Consider the following 18,798-nt stretch of genomic DNA (forward strand, 5'->3'; position numbering starts at 1 on the left):
CGATGCGCATTCCATTCGCTATTCAGAGCCTCGCGCTCAGCGGCCTTCTCGTGTCGCCCGCACTGGCGGAAAGCCCCGCTGCACAATCCGATGACGCGAACGCGATCATCGCACGGCAGTCCGTCGCTACCCCGGGCACGCTGACCGGCGAGTGGGGCGGGTTGAGGAGCCGCCTTCGCGACGACGGGGTCGACCTGACGGGAGGCTATGTTTCGGAATCGGCCTGGAATGTCTCGGGCGGCCAACGCAATGAGGTGCGCGAGACGGGCCAGTTCACCTTCGGAGCCACGGTCGCTACCGACAAGCTGCTCGGTGTGGCGGGCGGCACATTTCAGGCGACGATAACCTATCGGCGCGGAAAGGATCTTGGCGCCGCGGCCGGCCTCGGGGTCCTGCAGCAGGTCCAGGAGGTCTTTGGCCGCGGTAATACCTGGCGCGTCACCCAATTCTGGTATCAGCAAAGCTTCGCCGGCGATCTTATCAATCTGAAGTTCGGCCGGCTTACCCAGGGCGAGGACTTCGCCGCCTTCACCTGTGAGCTTCAAAATCTCAGCTTTTGTGGGTCGCCTCCGGGTAACCTCGCCGGCGACTATTGGTACAACTGGCCGATAAGCCAGTGGGGAGCGCGGCTGCGCATCAAGCATGACAGCCTCTACGCGATGGTTGGCGCCTATGAGGTGAACCGACATAATCTCGACAAGGATTTCACGGTCGGACATTTTCACGGCGCGAGCGGAGTGCTGATCCCGTTCGAAGCGGGTTACACGCCACAGATCGGATCGCGGGGGCTGCCGGGCGCATACCGCTTCGGCGGCTGGTACAATACCGCCAATGCCGACGATGTCGCGCTCGACATCAATAGGGGCAATCGGGTGGTCACCGGTCTCGCGCCCTTGCGACGGAACGGCCGCTATGGCTTTTTCGCCCAGTTTCGCCAGCAGTTCACCGGAACGGTGGAAGAGACGCCGAGCGGTCCGCGGACGAGCCGTGGGCTCGTCGGCTTTCTCAATATCACGCAGACGGATCGCAAGACCACCGCGACCGACAATCAGATCGCGGCGGGTGTTTTTTATACCGGCCTGATCCGGTCACGGCCAAAGGACGAATTCGCATTGGCCATCGCCCGGACCAATGTGAATGCTCGCAGCCTGCTCGGCTTTACGCCGGGCGCGCCGAGGCCGAACGCGGAATATGCGACCGAGCTCGCCTATCGCATCCAGGCGGTCAGCTGGCTGAGCGTTCGGCCCAACGTTCAATATATCGTCGATCCGGGTGGGTTCGAGCTCGCTAAGGATGTCGTCGTCCTTGGCATCAAGGCCTCGCTTACCTTGTGAGCGATCATCCCACCTTCCCTGCCATCGGAGCTTATGAACAATGAAACAGATCGTCACGATCGATATCGGCGGAACCCATGCGCGCTTTGCGATCGCGGACGTCGATGCGACGGGCGCCGTAACCCTCGGTGAGGCGACGACCTTCCTGACCAACCATTATCCAAGCCTCGAGCGAGCATGGTCGGCCTATGCCGACCTGTTGGGCCAGCCTTTGCCGAAGGCCGTTGCGATCTCCTTTGCCGGGCCCGTTCATGGCGACGTGCTCAAGCTGACGAACAGCAGTTGGCTGATCCGACGCGCGGATGCGGGCGCTTCGCTCGGCGTCGAAACCGCGACCCTGGTCAACGATTTTGCCGCGATCGGGCATGCGCTCGCGCATGTGCCTGCCGATCAGCTCAAGCAGGTCTGTGGGCCGGACGTCGGACTGCCGGAGCTCGGTACTATCAGCATCATTGGTCCGGGAACCGGTCTTGGTGTCGCTCACGTCTTGCGGACCGAGAGTGGGTATCATGTCAATGAGACCGAGGGCGGCCACATGGATTTCTCGCCGCTCGATGCGATCGAGGACCAGATCGTCGCGGCACTGCGTGTGAAATTCGGCCGCGTGTCGGCGGAACGCGTCATCGCGGGCCCCGGCCTCAGGAATATCTACGATGTTATCGCGCAAGGCGACGAACACCGAAAATCCTACGATGACGACACGCTTTGGGGTGCAGCGCTGGACGGGACCGACAGTCTGGCAGTGGTGGCGCTCGACCGCTTCTGCCTCAGCCTCGGTGCTTTGGCCGGTGATGTGGTGCTCGCGCAGGGTGGCTCAGCTGTCGTCATCGGAGGAGGTAACGGGCTGCGGCTAGCCGAGCGCCTGGCCCAATCCGGATTCGCTTTGCGCTTCGTGTCGAAGGGCCGGTTCCAAGCTTATATGTCGGCCATTCCCGTCAAAGTACTGACGCACCCGCAACCTGGTTTGCTCGGCGCTGCGGCGGCCTATGTCGTGGAGCATGGCGCGTGATGCCCTCCGTCACTGCCAGCCAACTGCCCGATGACGCGCTCGATCGTCAGGCGATCGATACGATCCGAACGCTTGCGATGGACGCCGTTCAGAAAGCCAATTCGGGCCATCCCGGCACCCCCATGGCGCTCGCGCCCGTCGGCTACACCTTGTGGCGGGATCATCTGCGCTACGACCCGTCCGCGCCGGATTGGCCCAACCGCGATCGTTTCGTGCTCTCGAACGGGCACGCTTCGATGCTGCTCTATGCACTCCTCCACCTCGCCGGGGTCGAGGAGATCGATGCCGCTGGGCGGAAGACGGGCGAGCCGGCCGTGAGCCTCGACGACATCCGGAAATTCCGCCAGCTCGACTCGAAGACGCCGGGCCACCCCGAATATGGTCATACAACGGGTGTGGAGACGACAACGGGACCCCTTGGCCAAGGCTGTGGCAATTCGGTCGGTATGGCGATCGCCGAGCGTGCGCTGGCGGCTCGCTACAATCGACCAGGGTTCGAGATCTTCGACCACGATGTCTATGTCCTGTGCGGCGACGGTGACATGATGGAGGGGATTTCCGGCGAGGCCGCGTCGCTGGCCGGCCACTTGGGCTTGTCGAGCCTCTGCTGGATATTCGATAGCAACCGGATCTCGATCGAAGGATCGACCGACCTTGCGTTCAGCGAGGATGTGGCCGGGCGCTTCGAAAGCTATGGCTGGGCCGTGCTCCACGTGGATGACGCCAACGACATGCGCGCCATCGCAAAGGCGCTCACGGCGTTCCGAGACAATGAGGAGCGACCGACCCTCATCGTCCTCCGCTCGATCATCGGATGGGGTTCGCCGCGGGCCGGCAGCGAAAAGGCGCATGGCGAGGCGCTGGGCGAGGACAATGTTCGCGCGACCAAGAAGGCCTATGGCTGGCCCGAGGATGTCGAGTTTCTCGTGCCCAACGGCGTCGCCGCGGCCTTCAACAGAGCGTTGGTCGAGCGGGGCGGCAAGGGACGTGCGGCGTGGGACAGGCTCTTCGAAGCCTATGCAAAAGCCTTTCCGCGTGAAGCCGCCGAGGTCGAGGATGCCCGTCGCGGGAAGCTCCCGGCGGGCTGGGTAAACAATATCCCGGCTTTCCCGGCCGACGCCAAGGGCATGGCCTCGCGCGACGCCGGCGGCCAGGTGCTCAACGCCATCGCGCCGCTAGTCCCGGCGCTCCTGGGCGGCGCCGCCGATCTGTCGCCATCGACCAAGACCAATCTGACCTTCGACGGCGCGGGCTCGTTCGAGCGGGGCAACTACGGAGGGCGCAATCTCCATTTCGGCGTGCGTGAGCATGCTATGGGCGCGATCGCCAACGGGATGGCGCTATCCTATCTGCGTTCTTACACCGGCACCTTCCTCGTCTTCGCCGACTATATGCGCACGCCGATCCGTCTGGCGGCGCTCATGGAAGTCCCGACGATCTTCGTCTTCACCCATGACTCGATCGGCCTGGGAGAGGACGGCCCGACCCATCAGCCGATCGAGCATCTCGCGACGCTCCGCGCCATTCCCGGGCTCGATACGATCCGGCCCGCTGACGCCAATGAGACGGCGGAAGCCTGGAGAGCAGCTCTGGAAAACGGCGCCGGCCCCACAGCGCTGATCCTTTCCCGCCAAGCGCTGCCGACGCTCGACCGCGAACGCTATGCGGCGGCCGAGGGGCTTCGGAGGGGTGCCTATGTGCTCGCCGATACGAACGGCGGAGAGCCGGACATCATATTGATGGCCACCGGCAGCGAGGTATCGCTCGTGATCGAGGCGCATAACAAGCTCGTCGCCGAGGGCGTGCGCTCGCGCGTCGTCTCTATGCCGAGCTGGGCCCGCTTCGAGAAACAGCACGCTGCCTATCGCGCCAGCGTGCTGCCGCCAGGGGTTCGCGCTCGGCTCGCCGTCGAACAAGCCGGCTCCTTCGGGTGGGATCGCTATGTCGGCTCTGATGGCGCTACCGTCACCATGTCGAGCTTCGGCGCCTCCGCACCGATCGCCAGGCTCCAGGAGCGGTTCGGGTTCACGGTTGACAACGTCCTCACGGTCGCGCGCGACCTCGTCGGAAGGTCCAAGTCATGAGCGGCCGCCTCAAGCAACTGCATGCCGCGGGGCAGGCCGTATGGCTGGACTTCCTCGACCGTCGGTTTCTTGCCTCCTCCGGTCTCAAGCGGCTCGTGGCGGAGGACGATGTGACTGGTGTAACCTCCAACCCCTCGATTTTCGAGAAGGCGATGGGTTCGGGAAACGTCTATGACGAAGGGTTTCTTGCCGATCTTTCGGCAACCGGCGCTGGTGTAGGCGAAGCCTATGAGCGCCAGGCTATCGCCGACATCCGGGCGGCGGCGGACGATCTGCGCCCGCAATATGATCTGCTCGATGCTCGCGATGGCTATGTCAGCCTCGAGGTTTCACCCTATCTCGCCGACAATATGTCGGCCACGATCACCGAAGCGCGTCGGCTCTGGGCGGCCGTCGACAAGCCGAACCTGATGATAAAGGTGCCGGCGACACCCGCCGGCATCCCGGCGATCCGCCAGCTCATCGAGGACGGTCTGAACATCAACATAACCTTGCTCTTCGCAGTGGACACCTATGCGGCGGTCGCGGAGGCCTATGCTTCGGGCCTCGAAGCACGGATAGCCAAGGGCCTGCCGATCGATCGGATCGCGAGCGTCGCGAGCTTCTTCGTCAGCCGCATCGACACGGCGATCGACAAGGCTATCGACGCCCGGCTCGCCTCGGGCGCCCCCGAGCGCGGCAGGCTCGAAGCGATCCGTGGCAAGGTGGCGATTGCCAATGCGAAGGTGGCCTATGGTCGATTCCAGGACCTCGCCGCGACCCCGCGGTGGCAGGCGCTCGCGGCGAGGGGTGCAGCTCCGCAACGCCTGCTCTGGGCGTCCACCGGGACCAAGGACCCGGCCTATTCCGACACGCTTTATGTCGACAATCTGATCGGTCCCGAGACCGTCAACACCATGCCGCCCAAGACGATGGATGCCTTTCGAGATCATGGCGTCGTGCGCACGATGCTGACCGACGATGTGGAAGGCGCGCACCGTATATTGGCTGAAACCGAAACGCTCGGGCTCGATCTTAGCCGTGTCACCGCAAAGCTCGTCGAGGATGGCGTTCGCCAATTCGCAGACGCTTTCGACAAGTTGTTCGGCGTGGTCGCGTCCAAACGTACCGCATTCCTTGGCGAGCGGCTGAACGGCATGACCGCCCGCTTGCCGCAGGCGCTCGAAGCGGCCGTCGACAGCCAGTTGGAAACGGCCCGAGCATCGGGTTGGTCGCGCCGGCTCTGGCAGGGCGACGCAGATCTCTGGACCGGCGCGGACGAGGGAAAATGGTTGGGCTGGCTCCCGGCAGCGCAAGGTAAGCAGGTGGAAGAGGCGGCGATTACAGCCCTCGCTCGTGACGCCCAGGCCTATGATGATGCGGTGCTGCTCGGCATGGGAGGATCGAGCCTCGGGCCGGAGGTCCTTTCGCTGATTTTCGGATCGGCGGCTGCATCGCCGCGATTCCATGTGCTCGACACCACCGATCCGGAGCAGATCGGGACGGTGGCTGCGGCGATCGATCCAAAGAAGAGCCTCTTCATCGTCTCGTCCAAGTCCGGCTCGACGATGGAACCCGAACTGCTTCGGGCCTATTTCTATGAACTGTCCGGTCGGGCCGGCCGCCAGTTCGTTGCCGTGACCGATCCTGGATCGGCGCTGGAGGCGAAGGCGATCGCCGATGGTTACGCCCATATCTTTCGAGGCGATCCGGCGATCGGCGGACGTTATTCTGTGCTTTCCGTCCTTGGCATGGTTCCGGCGGCGCTGATCGGCATCGATGTGCCCGGAATCTACCGGGCGACAGCCCCGATGGTGCACGCCTGCGGCTCCGACGTGCCGCCCTCCGCCAATCCCGGAATAGGTCTTGGTGTGATCCTGGGCGAAGCGGCCAGGGCGGGCCGTAACAAGCTGACCATCATCACATCTCCCGGCCTCGAACCACTGGGTGCGTGGCTTGAGCAGCTGATCGCCGAGTCCACCGGCAAGGCCGGCACGGGGATCATACCCGTCGATCTCGAGCCGCTCGGTGATCCTGGTGCCTATGGCGCAGACCGCCTCTTCGTGCATCTTCGTCTCGCGGGGGACGATGACGGACAATTGGAAGCCAAGCTCTCTGCACTGGTGGCGGAAGGCCATCCGGTCATCACACTCAGCGTCGCAAAGCGCGAGCAGATCAGCCAGGAGTTTTTCCGTTGGGAGATGGCGACCGCGACGGCCGGAGCCGTCATCGGCATCAACCCCTTCGATCAGCCCGATGTCGAGGACGCGAAAGTTGCGACACGCAAATTGGTCGATGCCTATGAGACGTCCGGTGTGCTCGAGCAAGAAACACCGATCTACGAGGATGCGGACTTCGCCTTCTTCGCGCCGGGCTCGGGTAACGCAGGCGCCGCCGACGCCCAATCGATCGTGGCGGACCATTTGAACGCGCTTGAGGCGGGCGGCTATCTGGGCCTTCTCGGCTATATCGAGCGCACCGACGCGAACGCCGATGTCGTCGCTCGGATTCGCACCACGGTTCGCGACGCGAAGCGGGTCGCGACAGTTGCCGGCTTCGGGCCGCGCTTTCTGCATTCCACCGGCCAGGCCTACAAGGGCGGACCTGCCGGAGGTGTCTTCATCGAAATCACGAGGACGGCGAGGAGCGAGCTGTCGATCCCGGGTCGCAGGGCCAGCTTTGGAGCGGTGCAGCTCGCCCAGGCGCAGGGGGACCTCGACGTTCTCGCGAACCGCGGCCGGCGATGCCTGCGTATCCATCTGAAATCTGGCGAACTGGCGACGCTCGAAGCGCTCGTCCGCTCAGCCGTCTCTGCCTGAAAGGAAGCGGAACATGCGCGTAGCCATAATCGGCCTTGGCCGGATGGGCGCCAATATCGCCCGGCGCCTGTTGCGTGGAGGCCATGATATCGTCGCGTTCGATCGCAATGCCGAGTCGATTGCCGCGCTGACCGGCGAAGGTGCGACCCGTGCGATTTCACTGGAAGACGCGGCGACGCGATTCGCCGGAATGCCGCGGATCTTCTGGGTGATGCTGCCAGCGGGAGAGCCGACCGAAAGCACGATTGCGCAACTGATCCGACTATCCTCGCCCGGGGACATCATTATCGATGGCGGCAACAGCTTCTACAAGGATGACATCCGACGGGCGAGGCGCTGCGCCGAGCAAGGTCTCCATTATGTCGATGTCGGCACCTCGGGTGGAGTCTGGGGGTTGGAGCGGGGCTACTGCATGATGATCGGAGGCGAGGGTGAGACCGTCGACCTGCTCGATCCGATCTTCGCGACCCTCGCGCCGGGCTTCGGCACGATCGCTCGGACCCAAGGCCGCCTGGGCACCGGCGACCGCGCCGAGCGTGGCTATATCCATGCCGGCGCGGCGGGCGCCGGTCACTTCGTCAAGATGGTCCATAACGGCATCGAATATGGCCTGATGCAGGCTTATGCGGAGGGGTTCGACGTCCTGAAGGGCCGGGCGTCGGAAAGGCTTCCCGAAGAAGAGCGTTACTCGATCAATCTCCCCGACGTCGCCGAGGTATGGCGCCGCGGCAGCGTGATTTCCTCGTGGCTGCTCGACCTCACGGCAGCCAGCCTCGCCGGCGATCCGATGCTCGAGCGCTTCACCGGCATGGTCGCTGATTCGGGCGAAGGACGATGGACGGTCGATGCCGCGATGGAAGAGGCGGTGCCGCTCCACGTCCTCTCGGCTGCCTTGTTCGCGCGCTACCGCAGTCGGGTCGACACCACCTTCGGCGACAAGCTCCTGTCGGCCATGCGGTTCGGATTCGGCGGACATGTGGAGATGCCACAGTGAACGGCCAAAGCATCGGCGCGCGGCACAGCGCGGCAGCCACCAGAGCACCCGCCACGACCCTGGTTATATTCGGTGCGACCGGGGATCTGACCCGGCGACTGCTAATGCCTTCGATTCTCAACCTGCGAAAGGATGGCCTCGTCGGCGACGATCTGACGATCATCGGCGTGAGTCACCAAGAGGGCGACGATGAGATGCTGCGCGGGGATCTCGATGCTTTCATCATCGGAGGTGAGACAGGTGCAAAGGCGCGGCGCGAGCCGGCGTGGGAAAGCTTGAGAGCGCGCGTAAGCTATCTCAAAGGCGATTTCACCCAAGCCCCCACCTATCAGTCGCTGGCCGGCCAAGTGACCGGGAACGCTTTGTTCTATCTCGCGACCGCGCCGCAGTTCTTCGGTCCGATCGTCGATCAGCTGGCCGATGAGGGTCTACTCGACGAGGCCGAAGGCTTCCGCCGGGTGCTGATCGAAAAGCCATTCGGCAGGGATCTCGCCACGGCGCGCGCGCTGAATCAGCTGATACTCGCGCGCATTCCCGAGAGCCAGATCTACCGGATCGATCATTTCCTGGGGAAGGAGACGGTCCAGAACATCATGGTGGCGCGGTTCGCCAACGCCATGTTCGAGGCGATCTGGAACAATCGATACATCGATCACGTCCAGATCACCGCGGGGGAGACCGTCACAGTCGGAACGCGTGGCAAATTCTACGACGCGACGGGTGCATTGCGCGACATGGTGCCCAATCATCTGTTCCAGCTTCTGGCGATGGTCGGGATGGAACCGCCCAATTCTTTCGATGCCGAAGCCATCCGCGACGAAAAGGCGAAGGTCCTCGTGGCGGTCCGGGGTCCGCGGCAAGGTGAGGTCGCCCACGACGCCGTCCGCGGACGCTATGTGTCTGGCGAAGCGGGCGGCCATCCTGTCTCGAATTATCTCTCGGAGGCCGACGTCTCGGCCGAAAGCCGCACCGAGACCTATGCCGCCGTGAAGGTCGAAATAGAAAGTTGGCGTTGGGCGGGCGTGCCCTTCTACCTCCGCACCGGAAAGGCGCTGGCCGCGCGGGAAACGCAGATCGTCATCCAGTTCAAGCCGGTGCCCTTCGCGCTGTTTCGCGACACCGAGGTCGATCGGCTCCCCGCGAACCGCCTGATCCTGCGGATTCAGCCTAAGGAGGGTACGAGCCTGAGCTTCCTAGCCAAGAAGCCCGGCCCGGTGGTGGACACCGCGGAGGTCAGCATGGATTTCTGCTACGACGACCATTTCCCGATCGGGCAGCGCACCGGTTATGAGACGCTGCTGTACGACGCTCTGATAGGGGACCAGACCTTGTTCCAGCGCGCCGACATGATCGAGGCCGGATGGGCGGCGGTGCAGCCGATTCTCGACGCCTGGGCCTGCGGCGCGCCGGAGGACTATGTCGCCGGCGGCAAAGGCCCCGTCGGCGCCGCAAATCTCCTCGCACGCGACGGGCGCCATTGGAACAGCGTCGGATGATCGAGGATTTCACAGCCCGCCTGCTGATCTCGGATGTCGATGGAACGTTGCTGCGGACCGACAAAAGCCTCGCCGATGCGACGGTGTGGGCCGTAAGGAGGCTGACCGAGGCCGGGCTTCCGATGACATTGATCAGCGCACGGCCCCCTTCGGGCATGCTCTGGATCGCCGATGCCTTGAACCTCGACGGCCCTTTCGGCGGCTTCAACGGCGGCACTCTGTTCAGGCGGGATGGGAGCGTCATCGCGCGGCATTGCATCGAGCCTGCGGTCGCTGAGGCAGTTGTTCCACTCATATTACGGGCCGGGGCCACCTGCTGGGTGTTCGCTGACGATCAATGGCTTTCGAGCAGCGCCAGCGATCACCATATCCCGCGCGAGATCGAATCCTCCAGACTCGATCCGGTTATCACGCAGGATTTCGGGGAGAGACTTGCTCGCGCGGACAAGATTATCGGGGTCAGCGACGATCATACGCTGCTGGCAGTGCTCGAATCGACGCTGCAGGCGATTACTGGATCCCGGGCTTCCGTCTCACGGTCCCAATCCTATTATCTCGACATCACCGCGCCCGAAGCCAACAAGGGCGAAGGCACCCGCTTTCTTGCGCGGGCACATGACGTCCCGCTGGGGAGCGTGGTCGTCATCGGCGACCAGGCGAACGATCTGCCGATGTTCGCCGAGGCCGGCCTGTCGATCGCCATGGGTCAGGCGAGCGACCTGGTGAAAAGCCGTGCCACGGTGTCGACCGTTGCCAATGATATCGATGGCGTCGCGCGCGCGATCGAGGACCTCATCCTGCCCATGTTGGGGGACAGGCGCTAATCGCGCTTTCCATATAGCCGGGCCGCGTGGCCGACGATGACACCTTCCTCGTCCGTCGCGATCCGTTCGGCTCTGATGCTGCTGCTATTTGAAGAGATGAGCGCTGCATTGGCCTTGTTCGCCACCCGATCAAGCCGGAGTCCCAGCCAGCCGAGGCGGTCGGCGATCATCGCCCTGACCTGCCAGGCATGCTCACCGATTCCGCCGGTGAATATCAGGCGGTCTAGACCGCCAAGGGTCGTTGCCAGCATCGCCACATGCCCCGCGATACTGAAGGCGAATTGCTCGATCGCTTCTCTCGCTTCCCTTAGCGGCGACGCGAGAAGCGCCACCACGTCCGACCCTATGCCGGAGATGCCCGCGAGGCCGCATTGATGGTTGAGCATGATCTCCAGCCCATCGAGATCATATCCCTCTTCGCGCATCAGATAGAGCAGGATTCCGGGGTCGAGCGATCCGGGTCGCGTGCCCATCACGACGCCATCCAAGGGCGAGAAGCCCATCGTCGTGTCGATGCTGTGGAGCGCCTTCATCGCGCACAGGCTGGCGCCGCTGCCCAGATGAGCGACGACGACAAGATCGGCCCCGGCGCCGTCGTCCCTCGTCCGCAATGTCTGGGCAATCGACTCGTAGGAGAGCCCATGAAAACCATAGCGCCGTATGCCCTTTTCCTCGAGCGCTCGGGGGATGGCGAAACGCCCGGCCGGAGGCGTGAGCCCAGAATGGAAGGCCGTGTCGAAGCAGGCGACCTGCAGCAAGTCACTTCGCAGCCGGGAAAGCGCGCGGATCGGCGCCAGGCTACCCGGCTGGTGGAGCGGGGCAAGCGGTGTCAGGGCGGTGAGCCGTCCGAGGATATCGGCGTCGATCGCCACCGGATGGGTGAAGTCCCCGCCGCCGTGCACGACCCTGTGCCCCGCGGCGACTAGCTCGACTCCGTCGAGATGGTCATCGATCCACGCGAGCAGTCGCTCGATCGGGCCGCAGCCGCTGCTGCTGCCCCAATGTTGATCGACGATCGATTCACCTTTGCCGCTACGAGCCTGAAAGCGAACGTCGGCGGTATCGATCGCGGTCACACGCCCCTTGAGGCGAACACCCAATCCAGCCGCATCATACACCCCGAACTTGATGCTCGATGATCCCGCATTGATCGCGAGGATCGCCTCGGTCACGGTCATGCTCCCCCTTGTGCGTCATCCGAACGAGGCCAGGCCCAATCACGGATTTCGGGCATATCCTCGCCATGCGTCGTGATGTAGCGATGATGCTCGATTAGCTTGTCGCGGAAGCGCTGCCGGGCCTGGCCGGCGGTCGCGGACAGGCCGGGCACCCGGTCGATCACGTCGATTGCCAGGTGGAACCGGTCGATCTCGTTCCGAACCACCATGTCGAACGGCGTTGTGGTCGTACCCTCCTCCTTATACCCCCGAACGTGGATATTGTCGTGGTTGGTTCGCCGATAGGTCAGCCGATGGATGAGATGCGGATAGCCGTGATAGGCAAAGATGACCGGCCTGCCGGTGGTGAAAATCGCATCGAATGCCGGATCATCAAGGCCGTGGGGATGCTCCCGATGCGGCTCCAGGGTCATCAGGTCCAAGACGTTGACGACGCGGATCTTCAAGGCGGGAAAATGATCGCGCAGGAGCGCGACAGCCGCTAGAGTTTCCAGCGTGGGGACATCGCCGGCGCAGGCCATGACGATGTCGGGCTCGGCGCCCGACTCTTCGCTTCCGGCCCAGTTCCAGATTCCCAGACCGGCCGCGCAATGGATTTCCGCTTGGTCCGCTGTCAACCACTGGGGCGCGGGATGCTTGCCGGCGATGATGACGTTGATCCGGTCGTAGGTGCCGAGGCAATGGTCCATCGTCCGCAGCAGGCAATTGGTGTCGGGCGGCAGATAGACTCGCACCACGTCGGCCTTCTTGTTGACGACATGGTCGATGAAGCCCGGATCCTGATGGCTGAAGCCATTATGATCCTGCCGCCAGACATGGCTCGACAGCAGATAGTTGAACGATGCGATGGGCCGTCGCCATTCGAGCCCACGGATCCCCTTCAGCCATTTGGCGTGCTGGTTGAACATCGAATCCACGATGTGCACGAAGGCTTCGTAGCTGTTGAATAGGCCATGCCGGCCGGTGAGCAGATAGCCCTCGAGCCAACCCTGGCAGAGATGCTCCGACAGCACCTCCATCACGCGTCCATCCCGCGCAAGAGTTTCGTCAAAGGGTTCGATCGTTTCCATCCACCGCCGCCCTGTGGCAACAAACACCCCATCGAGCCGATTGGAGCTGGTCTCGTCGGGCCCCATGATCCGGAAATTACGGGCGCGTTCGTTCAGCATCAGCAGTGCGCCGAGATAGCCGCCCAGGGTGCGCGTCGCCTCGTCGGTGACGCCGCCCGGTGCTGGCACCGCAATGGCGTGATCCTGCCAGACCGGCCGCTTCAACACGGATCGCAGCTTGCCGCCGTTGGCATAGGCGCTGGCGCCCATTCGGTTCTCGCCATGGGGCGCCAGCGCGCGAAGCTCCGGCATGAGGCGCCCCTCGGCGTCGAACAGCGTTTCCGGCGAATAGCTCCTCAGCCATGCTTCGAGCAGCTCGCGATGCCCTTCATTCCTGCGGGCTTCGGCGATCGGCACCTGATGCGCTCGCCAGAAACCCTCGACCTTCTTGCCGTCGACCTCCTTGGGTCCGGTCCAGCCTTTCGGTGTGCGCAGCACGATCATCGGCCAACGCGCGAGAGCCTCGCTTTGCGTGGTGCGCGCCTCCATCTGGATGGCGGCGATGCGATCGAGCGCGCTGTCCAGCGTCGCCGCCATCTGTGGGTGCATCAGTGCGGGATCGTCGCCTGCGATGAACAGGGGATCATAGCCATAGCCTTCGAACAGCTTGCGGAGGTCGGCATCGTCCATCCGCCCGAGGATCGTCGGACTGGCTATCTTGTAGCCGTTGAGATGAAGGATCGGCAAAACTGCGCCATCGCTCGCCGGGTTCAGGAATTTGTTGCTTTGCCAGGATGCCGCGAGCGGACCGGTTTCGGCTTCGCCATCGCCGATCACGCAGGCAATTACCAGGTCCGGACTGTCGAACGCCGCCCCATAGGCATGCACAAGCGCATAGCCGAGCTCACCGCCTTCGTGCATCGAGCCTGGCGTTTCCGGTGCCGCATGGCTCGGGATGCCGCCTGGAAAGGAGAATTGGCGGAACAGCTTGCGCATGCCGTCGGCGTCGCCCGAAATCTCGGGATAGATCTCGCTATAGCTGCCTTCGAGCCAGGTGTTGGCTACCATGCCGGGACCGCCATGCCCCGGTCCGCAGATATAGATCATGTCGAGCGAGCGAGCGCGGATCGCGCGATTGAGATGGGCATATATGAAGTTGAGCCCCGGCGTGGTGCCCCAATGGCCGAGCAGCCGCGGCTTGATGTGCTCGGCCTTCAGGGGCTCCCGCAGAAGCGGATTGTCCATCAGGTAAATCTGCCCGACGGACAGATAGTTGGCGGCCTGCCAATATCGATGGATCAACTTGGTTTCATCGTCGGACAGACTTGCCGAGCGGATAAGGTTCGTGCTCATGCCGGTGTCTCGTTCGTTGTATGCGGTGCGTGGGCGAGCTCCGCGGGGCAGGGCCGTATCGCGCGACGATTTCGCTCGATGTCGCCTAAGGATAGGCGTCGCCAGCCGCGTTCCTCAATTATACGTCGGTGTGTCGAGGCCGATCCGAGGCGTTTCACGGCCCGGTCGCGACCGAACCGGACCGCGCTCGAAAAAAAACATGTGTTGGGAATGAGGATTTCCGATTCCGTTGCGTCCTTAGCGCGACAGGAGTGGAAACATGACCGCAACCATCGCCACCTCGAACGCCTACGCGAGAACCGTTCCTCTTACGCCGATGGGCCACATACCCTTTTCGCTCAATCTGCTTCGCCCCGCAATGCGACCTAATCTACCGACGCTGCCGGAGCCGAATGCCATCGTTCATATCATCCGGTGCGACGATGAAACGGCCTGGCGGGCGAGGCATCTCTGCGCGGCAATCTGCGCAGATGTACGAGTCTATGACAGCGCCGCTGCATTTATGGCTGCGGATCTGCCGCAGGCTCCCGGTTGTCTAATCGTCCAGGTGCGTCTGCCTCTGATCGGAGAGCTCGAGCTCATTGCCGGCTTCCAGTCGCCCGAGGTCCGGCTTCCGATGATTGTGACGGCCGACCAGACGGACGTCCGCACCGCCGTCCTCGCAATGAAATTGGGCGCCGTGGATTTCCTGGAATATCCGCTGCAGGATGAGCATCTTGTCGACGCGGTGGACGATGCCATCCGTGCTGACCGCATGCGGCACCATGCCGAAACTCATCGTGCCGAGTTGAAGGCGCGCTTCGACAAGCTCACCATGCGGGAGCGCCAGGTTATGGCCCTTGTGACAGAGGGGTTGCTCAACAAGCAGGTTGCCGGCGAACTGGGTCTCAGCGAGATTACCGTGAAGGTTCATCGCGGATCGATGATGCGCAAGATGGCCGCACGAACCCTCGCGGACCTTGTCCGTATGGCCGACATGCTCGCCAGCTGGATTCATCCCACCGAAGAGCTTGCCTGACGCACGGATATCCGTGCGGCGTGGCTCCGAAACGCCTCCTGATCGCGTTTCAAGCGGTCGGATAAGTGCGGACGACCTTGTAGGCGCCTTGTCTGCAGGCTCCTCAGATTTGCTTGGACAGCGCAAGCACAGCGTTGGCGAAGGCGGCCGGCGCCTCCTGCGGCAGATTGTGGCCGATTCCGCCGCTCATCGTGCGGTGCTCGTAAAAGCCCGCGAACTTTGCCCGGTAGGCGCCGGGCTCGGAATGCGGAGCCCCATTGGCATCGCCTTCCATCGTGATCGCGGGAACGGTGATCACCGGGAAGTTCGCTAGCTGCTTCTCGAACCGATCATAGCGTCCCTCCCCTTCGGCCATTCCCAGCCGCCAACGGTAATTGTGGATGACGACCGCGACATGATCGGGATTGTCGAAGGCCGTGGCCGATCGCGCATAGGTGGCATCGTCGAAATGCCATTGCGGCGAGGCTAGCCGCCAGATGAGCTTGTTGAAATCATGGCGGTTGGCCTCGTAACCCGCGCGCCCGCGTTCAGTTGCGAAATAATATTGATACCACCATTGCAATTCGGCTGCGGGCGGGAGCGGCTTCTGTCCCGCCGCCTGGCTTCCGATCAGATAACCGCTGACCGATACCAGCCCGCGGCAGCGCTCGGGCCACAGCGCGGCAATGATGTCAGCGCTGCGGGCGCCCCAGTCGAACCCAGCGAGGAAAGCGTTCGGTATCTGCAGCTGGTCCATCATCGCGACGGTATCGAGCGCGACCGCGGCCGGTTGGCCGTTGCGCATGCTGTCGGGTGAAAGGAATCGCGTTCCGCCGTAACCGCGCAGATAAGGCACGATTACGCGATGCCCCTTTGCCGCAAGCAAGGGCGCCACCTCGGCGAAGCTGTGAATGTCGTAAGGCCAGCCGTGCAGCAGGATGATCGCAGGACCAAGAGCCGGGCCGAGTTCGGCATATTCCACCTCGACAGGCCCTGCGACCACTCGCCGGAGCGGTGCAAAAGAATCAGCAGTGCCCCCGGTCACCGCTGCCGAGAGGAAGGCCGAGCTCATCGGAACAAGCTCCGCTGCGGCCGCGCCGACGATCGCGGCTCCCAGCATTCGCCGGCGGACAGGATCGATGTCCTGCATCATCATTCTACCTCTTCTCATTGATCTTCTCCGACGCGACATGGCGCGCTTTGCCCGCCCCTCCAATTGTCTTTGGGTATAGGCTGGCACGTTCTGCCTCGCGTAGGCGAAGCGGCGGATATTGGCCACGCCGCGACTCCTTCGAGCCGGGCATGTCTCCTTGGTATAGGGGATACCAAGGTTCAATTTCCGGTGCGTGGTTAAGGCGTATCTCTCTTGGTGAAAGGCCGAAGGGCCGCAGTCACCGAGGAGTGCCTGGTGCGGGTTGATCTTTCCCCCAAATGCGCGCGCGACGATAGTTCGCTTAACCGGATCTTGGTCGCGGCGGGCATTGGCGCGGCCGTCGCCATGATATTCGGGATAGCCGAAGCCAGCGGCGCTACGACACGCAGGGCGGACATCGCGCATGCGGCGCTTGGCGCGCGGACCGGGATCAAACCATATCTTGAAGCCGCTGACGTGGTGGCCGGCGAGGCGCTGCGTGCCAACGCCAGGACGAAGCTCCGGAACAAGGATCATATATGCCAATCGTCACCATCGAGCTGACCCGCGAGGGGGCCGAACCTGGGTCCAACCGGGTTACCGCCGAACAAAAGGCGGCGCTCTTCGCCGGCGTGGCGCAGCTGTTGCAGGAGGTCTTGGGCAAGCCTCCGGAATGGACCTGGGTGCTGCTTCGCGAGGTCGAGCCCGAAGATTGGGGTTGGGGTGGTCTGCCCGTGCTCGAATATCGCAGGCGTCTCGCCGCGCACCGATCTGAATGACGCAAGCAAGGCAGGTGACTGGTGAAAGGATGGGTCGAGTTTTCCAAAGCGAGTAGGAGCATCAGCCCATGAGCAGAATCCTGAATGAGGCCGTCGACATGAAGCTCGAGGCGATCGTCCTCCCCGTCTCGGACGTTGATCGCGCCTTCGACTTCTACAACAAACTCGGATGGCGTCTCGACGCCGATATCAAGACGCCGAGCGGCGACCGGATTCTTCAGTTGACCCCGCCCGGCTCACCCGGCTCGATCCTGTTGGGGACAGGTCTTACGCCCTCGCCCCCTGGCAGCACCCAGTTTGTCCATCTCGTCGTGTCCGACATCGTGGCGGCGCGTGCCGAACTCGACGCCAAAGGCGTCAATCCGAGCCAGGTATTTCATGATGCCGGCGGCGGCTTCAATCGCTTCGATCCGGCGGTGCGCGCGAGCGGTCCGGATCCGGAACGGCGGAGCTATGCATCCTTCGTGACGTTCAGCGACCCGGATGGCAATGGCTGGGTGCTCCAGGAAATCACCACACGCTTCCCCGGCCGGGCCGATAGCGACGAGACACACTTCGCCTCGGCAGGCGATCTGGCTGGTGCCATACGCCGTGCGGAGACGGCCCATGGCGAGCATGAGAAGCGAGTGGGCCTACCCGATGTCGATTGGCCGGGCTGGTATGCCGCCTATATGGTGGCTGAGCAGTCGGGGAGTCCGTTACCCACCTGAACCGCGAGGATCGGAATGCGCGATATGATCCGGATGGCCGTTCTTTCCGCGCTGGGCGTGGGGTCCTGCGGGGCTGGCGCGCCGAACGCCTCGTCATCCTCGACGATCAGCTACCATCGCGCGGAGGTTGAGGGCGTAAGCATCTTCTATCGCGAGGCTGGACCGAAGGACGCGCCGACGATCATATTGCTGCACGGATATCCCTCCTCGTCGCGCATGTACGATCCCTTATTACCGCTCCTGGCGGGTCGCTTTCACCTCATCGCCCCCGACTATCCCGGTTTCGGGCAAAGCGAGGCGCCGCCTCCCGATCGCTACACCTATACGTTCGATCATCTCGCCGAGACGGTCGATGGATTGCTGAATGCGCTGAAGATCGACCGCTATGTCCTCTTCATGCAGGATTATGGTGGGCCGGTCGGCTTCCGCATCGCGCTCAAGCATCCCGAGAGGGTGGCCGCCGTCATCGTCCAGAACGCCAATGCCTATCAGGAAGGGTTGGGCGTCAAATGGGCGGGTATCGCTCAATATTGGGCTGATCGCGCAGGGCATGCCGCCCAGGTTGACGCGTTTACCTCGCTGGAGGGTGCGAAGCAGCGCCATCTCGGCAACAGCCCGAATGTTGAGCGCTATAACCCGGATAGCTGGGCCGACGAGTACGCCATCCTCGCGCGACCCGGCGAACGCGAGATCCAAGCCGATCTGCTCTACGACTATCGCACCAACGTCGCCTCCTACCCGCACTGGCAGGCGTGGCTGCGCGAGCACCGGCCACCAACGCTGATCCTTTGGGGGCGGTATGATCCGTCCTTCATCGTGCCGGGGGCATTGGCCTATCGCCGCGAGGTTCCCGATGCTGAGATCCATATCCTCGATGCGGGTCACTTCGCGCTCGACGAAGCGACTGACCAGATCGCGGGACTTGTACAGGATTTTCTTAGCCGACGTTTGGACAGGCGCCCACCGCAGCATAGATAGAAGCAAAAATTCATATATTGATCAATTATTTGATAATTACGAAATTTAATTCTGGCATCGTGCCTATGTATCAATAATACATC

Annotated in this window: 15 protein-coding genes; 12 read left to right on the forward strand and 3 right to left on the reverse strand. The window is 63.1% G+C overall.

The features are described from left to right. The first annotated feature begins 2 nt into the window (after nt 1–2). The 7 genes from AAC645_RS02675 to AAC645_RS02705 are packed head-to-tail and all read left to right on the forward strand — an operon-like array spanning nt 3 to nt 10,539. A complete protein-coding gene (locus tag AAC645_RS02675) occupies nt 3–1,334 on the forward strand; it encodes a carbohydrate porin (RefSeq protein WP_340313622.1) in 1,332 nt (443 codons plus the stop codon). Nucleotides 1,335–1,374: 40 nt separating this feature from the next. Continuing rightward, nucleotides 1,375–2,343 (forward strand): glucokinase, encoded by a 969-nt coding sequence (locus tag AAC645_RS02680; RefSeq protein ID WP_340313623.1) that lies wholly within the window; start codon nt 1,375–1,377, stop codon nt 2,341–2,343. Further along, the gene (tkt, locus tag AAC645_RS02685; protein WP_340313694.1) at nt 2,343–4,427 is read left to right on the forward strand and encodes a transketolase; all 2,085 of its coding nucleotides are present in this window, start codon (nt 2,343–2,345) and stop codon (nt 4,425–4,427) included. The genes AAC645_RS02680 and tkt overlap by 1 nt, the downstream gene beginning before the upstream one ends. Continuing rightward, nucleotides 4,424–7,225 (forward strand): bifunctional transaldolase/phosoglucose isomerase, encoded by a 2,802-nt coding sequence (locus tag AAC645_RS02690; protein ID WP_340313624.1) that lies wholly within the window; start codon nt 4,424–4,426, stop codon nt 7,223–7,225. Before tkt ends, AAC645_RS02690 begins: the two co-directional genes overlap by 4 nt. Nucleotides 7,226–7,238: 13 nt before the next feature. Continuing rightward, nucleotides 7,239–8,219, forward strand: a complete 981-nt coding sequence (gnd, locus tag AAC645_RS02695) for a phosphogluconate dehydrogenase (NAD(+)-dependent, decarboxylating) (protein WP_340313625.1) — start codon at nt 7,239–7,241, stop codon at nt 8,217–8,219. Then, on the forward strand, nt 8,216–9,715 hold the full coding sequence (gene zwf / locus AAC645_RS02700) for a glucose-6-phosphate dehydrogenase (protein ID WP_340313626.1): 1,500 nt from the start codon (nt 8,216–8,218) through the stop codon (nt 9,713–9,715). Before gnd ends, zwf begins: the two co-directional genes overlap by 4 nt. Further along, nucleotides 9,712–10,539 carry a Cof-type HAD-IIB family hydrolase gene (locus AAC645_RS02705; protein WP_340313627.1) on the forward strand — a complete coding sequence of 276 codons (828 nt, stop codon included), beginning with the start codon at nt 9,712–9,714 and terminating at the stop codon, nt 10,537–10,539. Before zwf ends, AAC645_RS02705 begins: the two co-directional genes overlap by 4 nt. Here the strand turns inward: AAC645_RS02705 and AAC645_RS02710 are convergent. Beyond that, nucleotides 10,536–11,717 carry an acetate/propionate family kinase gene (locus AAC645_RS02710; RefSeq protein WP_340313628.1) on the reverse strand — a complete coding sequence of 394 codons (1,182 nt, stop codon included), beginning with the start codon at nt 11,715–11,717 and terminating at the stop codon, nt 10,536–10,538. The genes AAC645_RS02705 and AAC645_RS02710 overlap by 4 nt on opposite strands. Further along, on the reverse strand, nt 11,714–14,119 hold the full coding sequence (locus tag AAC645_RS02715; RefSeq protein ID WP_340313629.1) for a phosphoketolase family protein: 2,406 nt from the start codon (nt 14,117–14,119) through the stop codon (nt 11,714–11,716). The genes AAC645_RS02710 and AAC645_RS02715 overlap by 4 nt, the downstream gene beginning before the upstream one ends. Before the next feature lie 259 nt (nt 14,120–14,378). Between AAC645_RS02715 and AAC645_RS02720 the strand changes: the two genes are divergently transcribed. Continuing rightward, complete coding sequence (locus tag AAC645_RS02720) at nt 14,379–15,137, forward strand: response regulator transcription factor (protein ID WP_340313630.1); 759 nt, start codon at nt 14,379–14,381, stop codon at nt 15,135–15,137. A 103-nt stretch (nt 15,138–15,240) separates the two neighbouring features. On the opposite strand, the gene AAC645_RS02725 is transcribed toward AAC645_RS02720, so the two are convergent. Next, a complete protein-coding gene (locus AAC645_RS02725; RefSeq protein ID WP_340313631.1) occupies nt 15,241–16,272 on the reverse strand; it encodes an alpha/beta hydrolase in 1,032 nt (343 codons plus the stop codon). Nucleotides 16,273–16,524: 252 nt separating this feature from the next. On the opposite strand from AAC645_RS02725, the gene AAC645_RS02730 reads away from it, so the two are divergent. The 4 genes from AAC645_RS02730 to AAC645_RS02745 all read left to right on the forward strand — a co-directional run bounded on the left by AAC645_RS02730 (nt 16,525) and on the right by AAC645_RS02745 (nt 18,715). Beyond that, nucleotides 16,525–16,812, forward strand: coding sequence for a hypothetical protein (locus AAC645_RS02730; RefSeq protein WP_340313633.1), 288 nt, complete (start codon nt 16,525–16,527; stop codon nt 16,810–16,812). Then, on the forward strand, nt 16,788–17,027 hold the full coding sequence (locus tag AAC645_RS02735; RefSeq protein WP_340313635.1) for a tautomerase family protein: 240 nt from the start codon (nt 16,788–16,790) through the stop codon (nt 17,025–17,027). The genes AAC645_RS02730 and AAC645_RS02735 overlap by 25 nt, the downstream gene beginning before the upstream one ends. Before the next feature lie 68 nt (nt 17,028–17,095). Continuing rightward, entirely contained in the window at nt 17,096–17,737 is a 642-nt protein-coding gene (locus tag AAC645_RS02740; protein ID WP_340313637.1) for a VOC family protein, read from the forward strand. Nucleotides 17,738–17,752: 15 nt separating this feature from the next. Continuing rightward, the gene (locus AAC645_RS02745; RefSeq protein WP_340313638.1) at nt 17,753–18,715 is read left to right on the forward strand and encodes an alpha/beta fold hydrolase; all 963 of its coding nucleotides are present in this window, start codon (nt 17,753–17,755) and stop codon (nt 18,713–18,715) included. The last annotated feature ends 83 nt before the right edge of the window (nt 18,716–18,798 follow it).

The sequence above is a fragment of the Rhizorhabdus argentea genome, assembly GCF_037861105.1.
Lineage (GTDB): Bacteria > Pseudomonadota > Alphaproteobacteria > Sphingomonadales > Sphingomonadaceae > Rhizorhabdus > Rhizorhabdus argentea.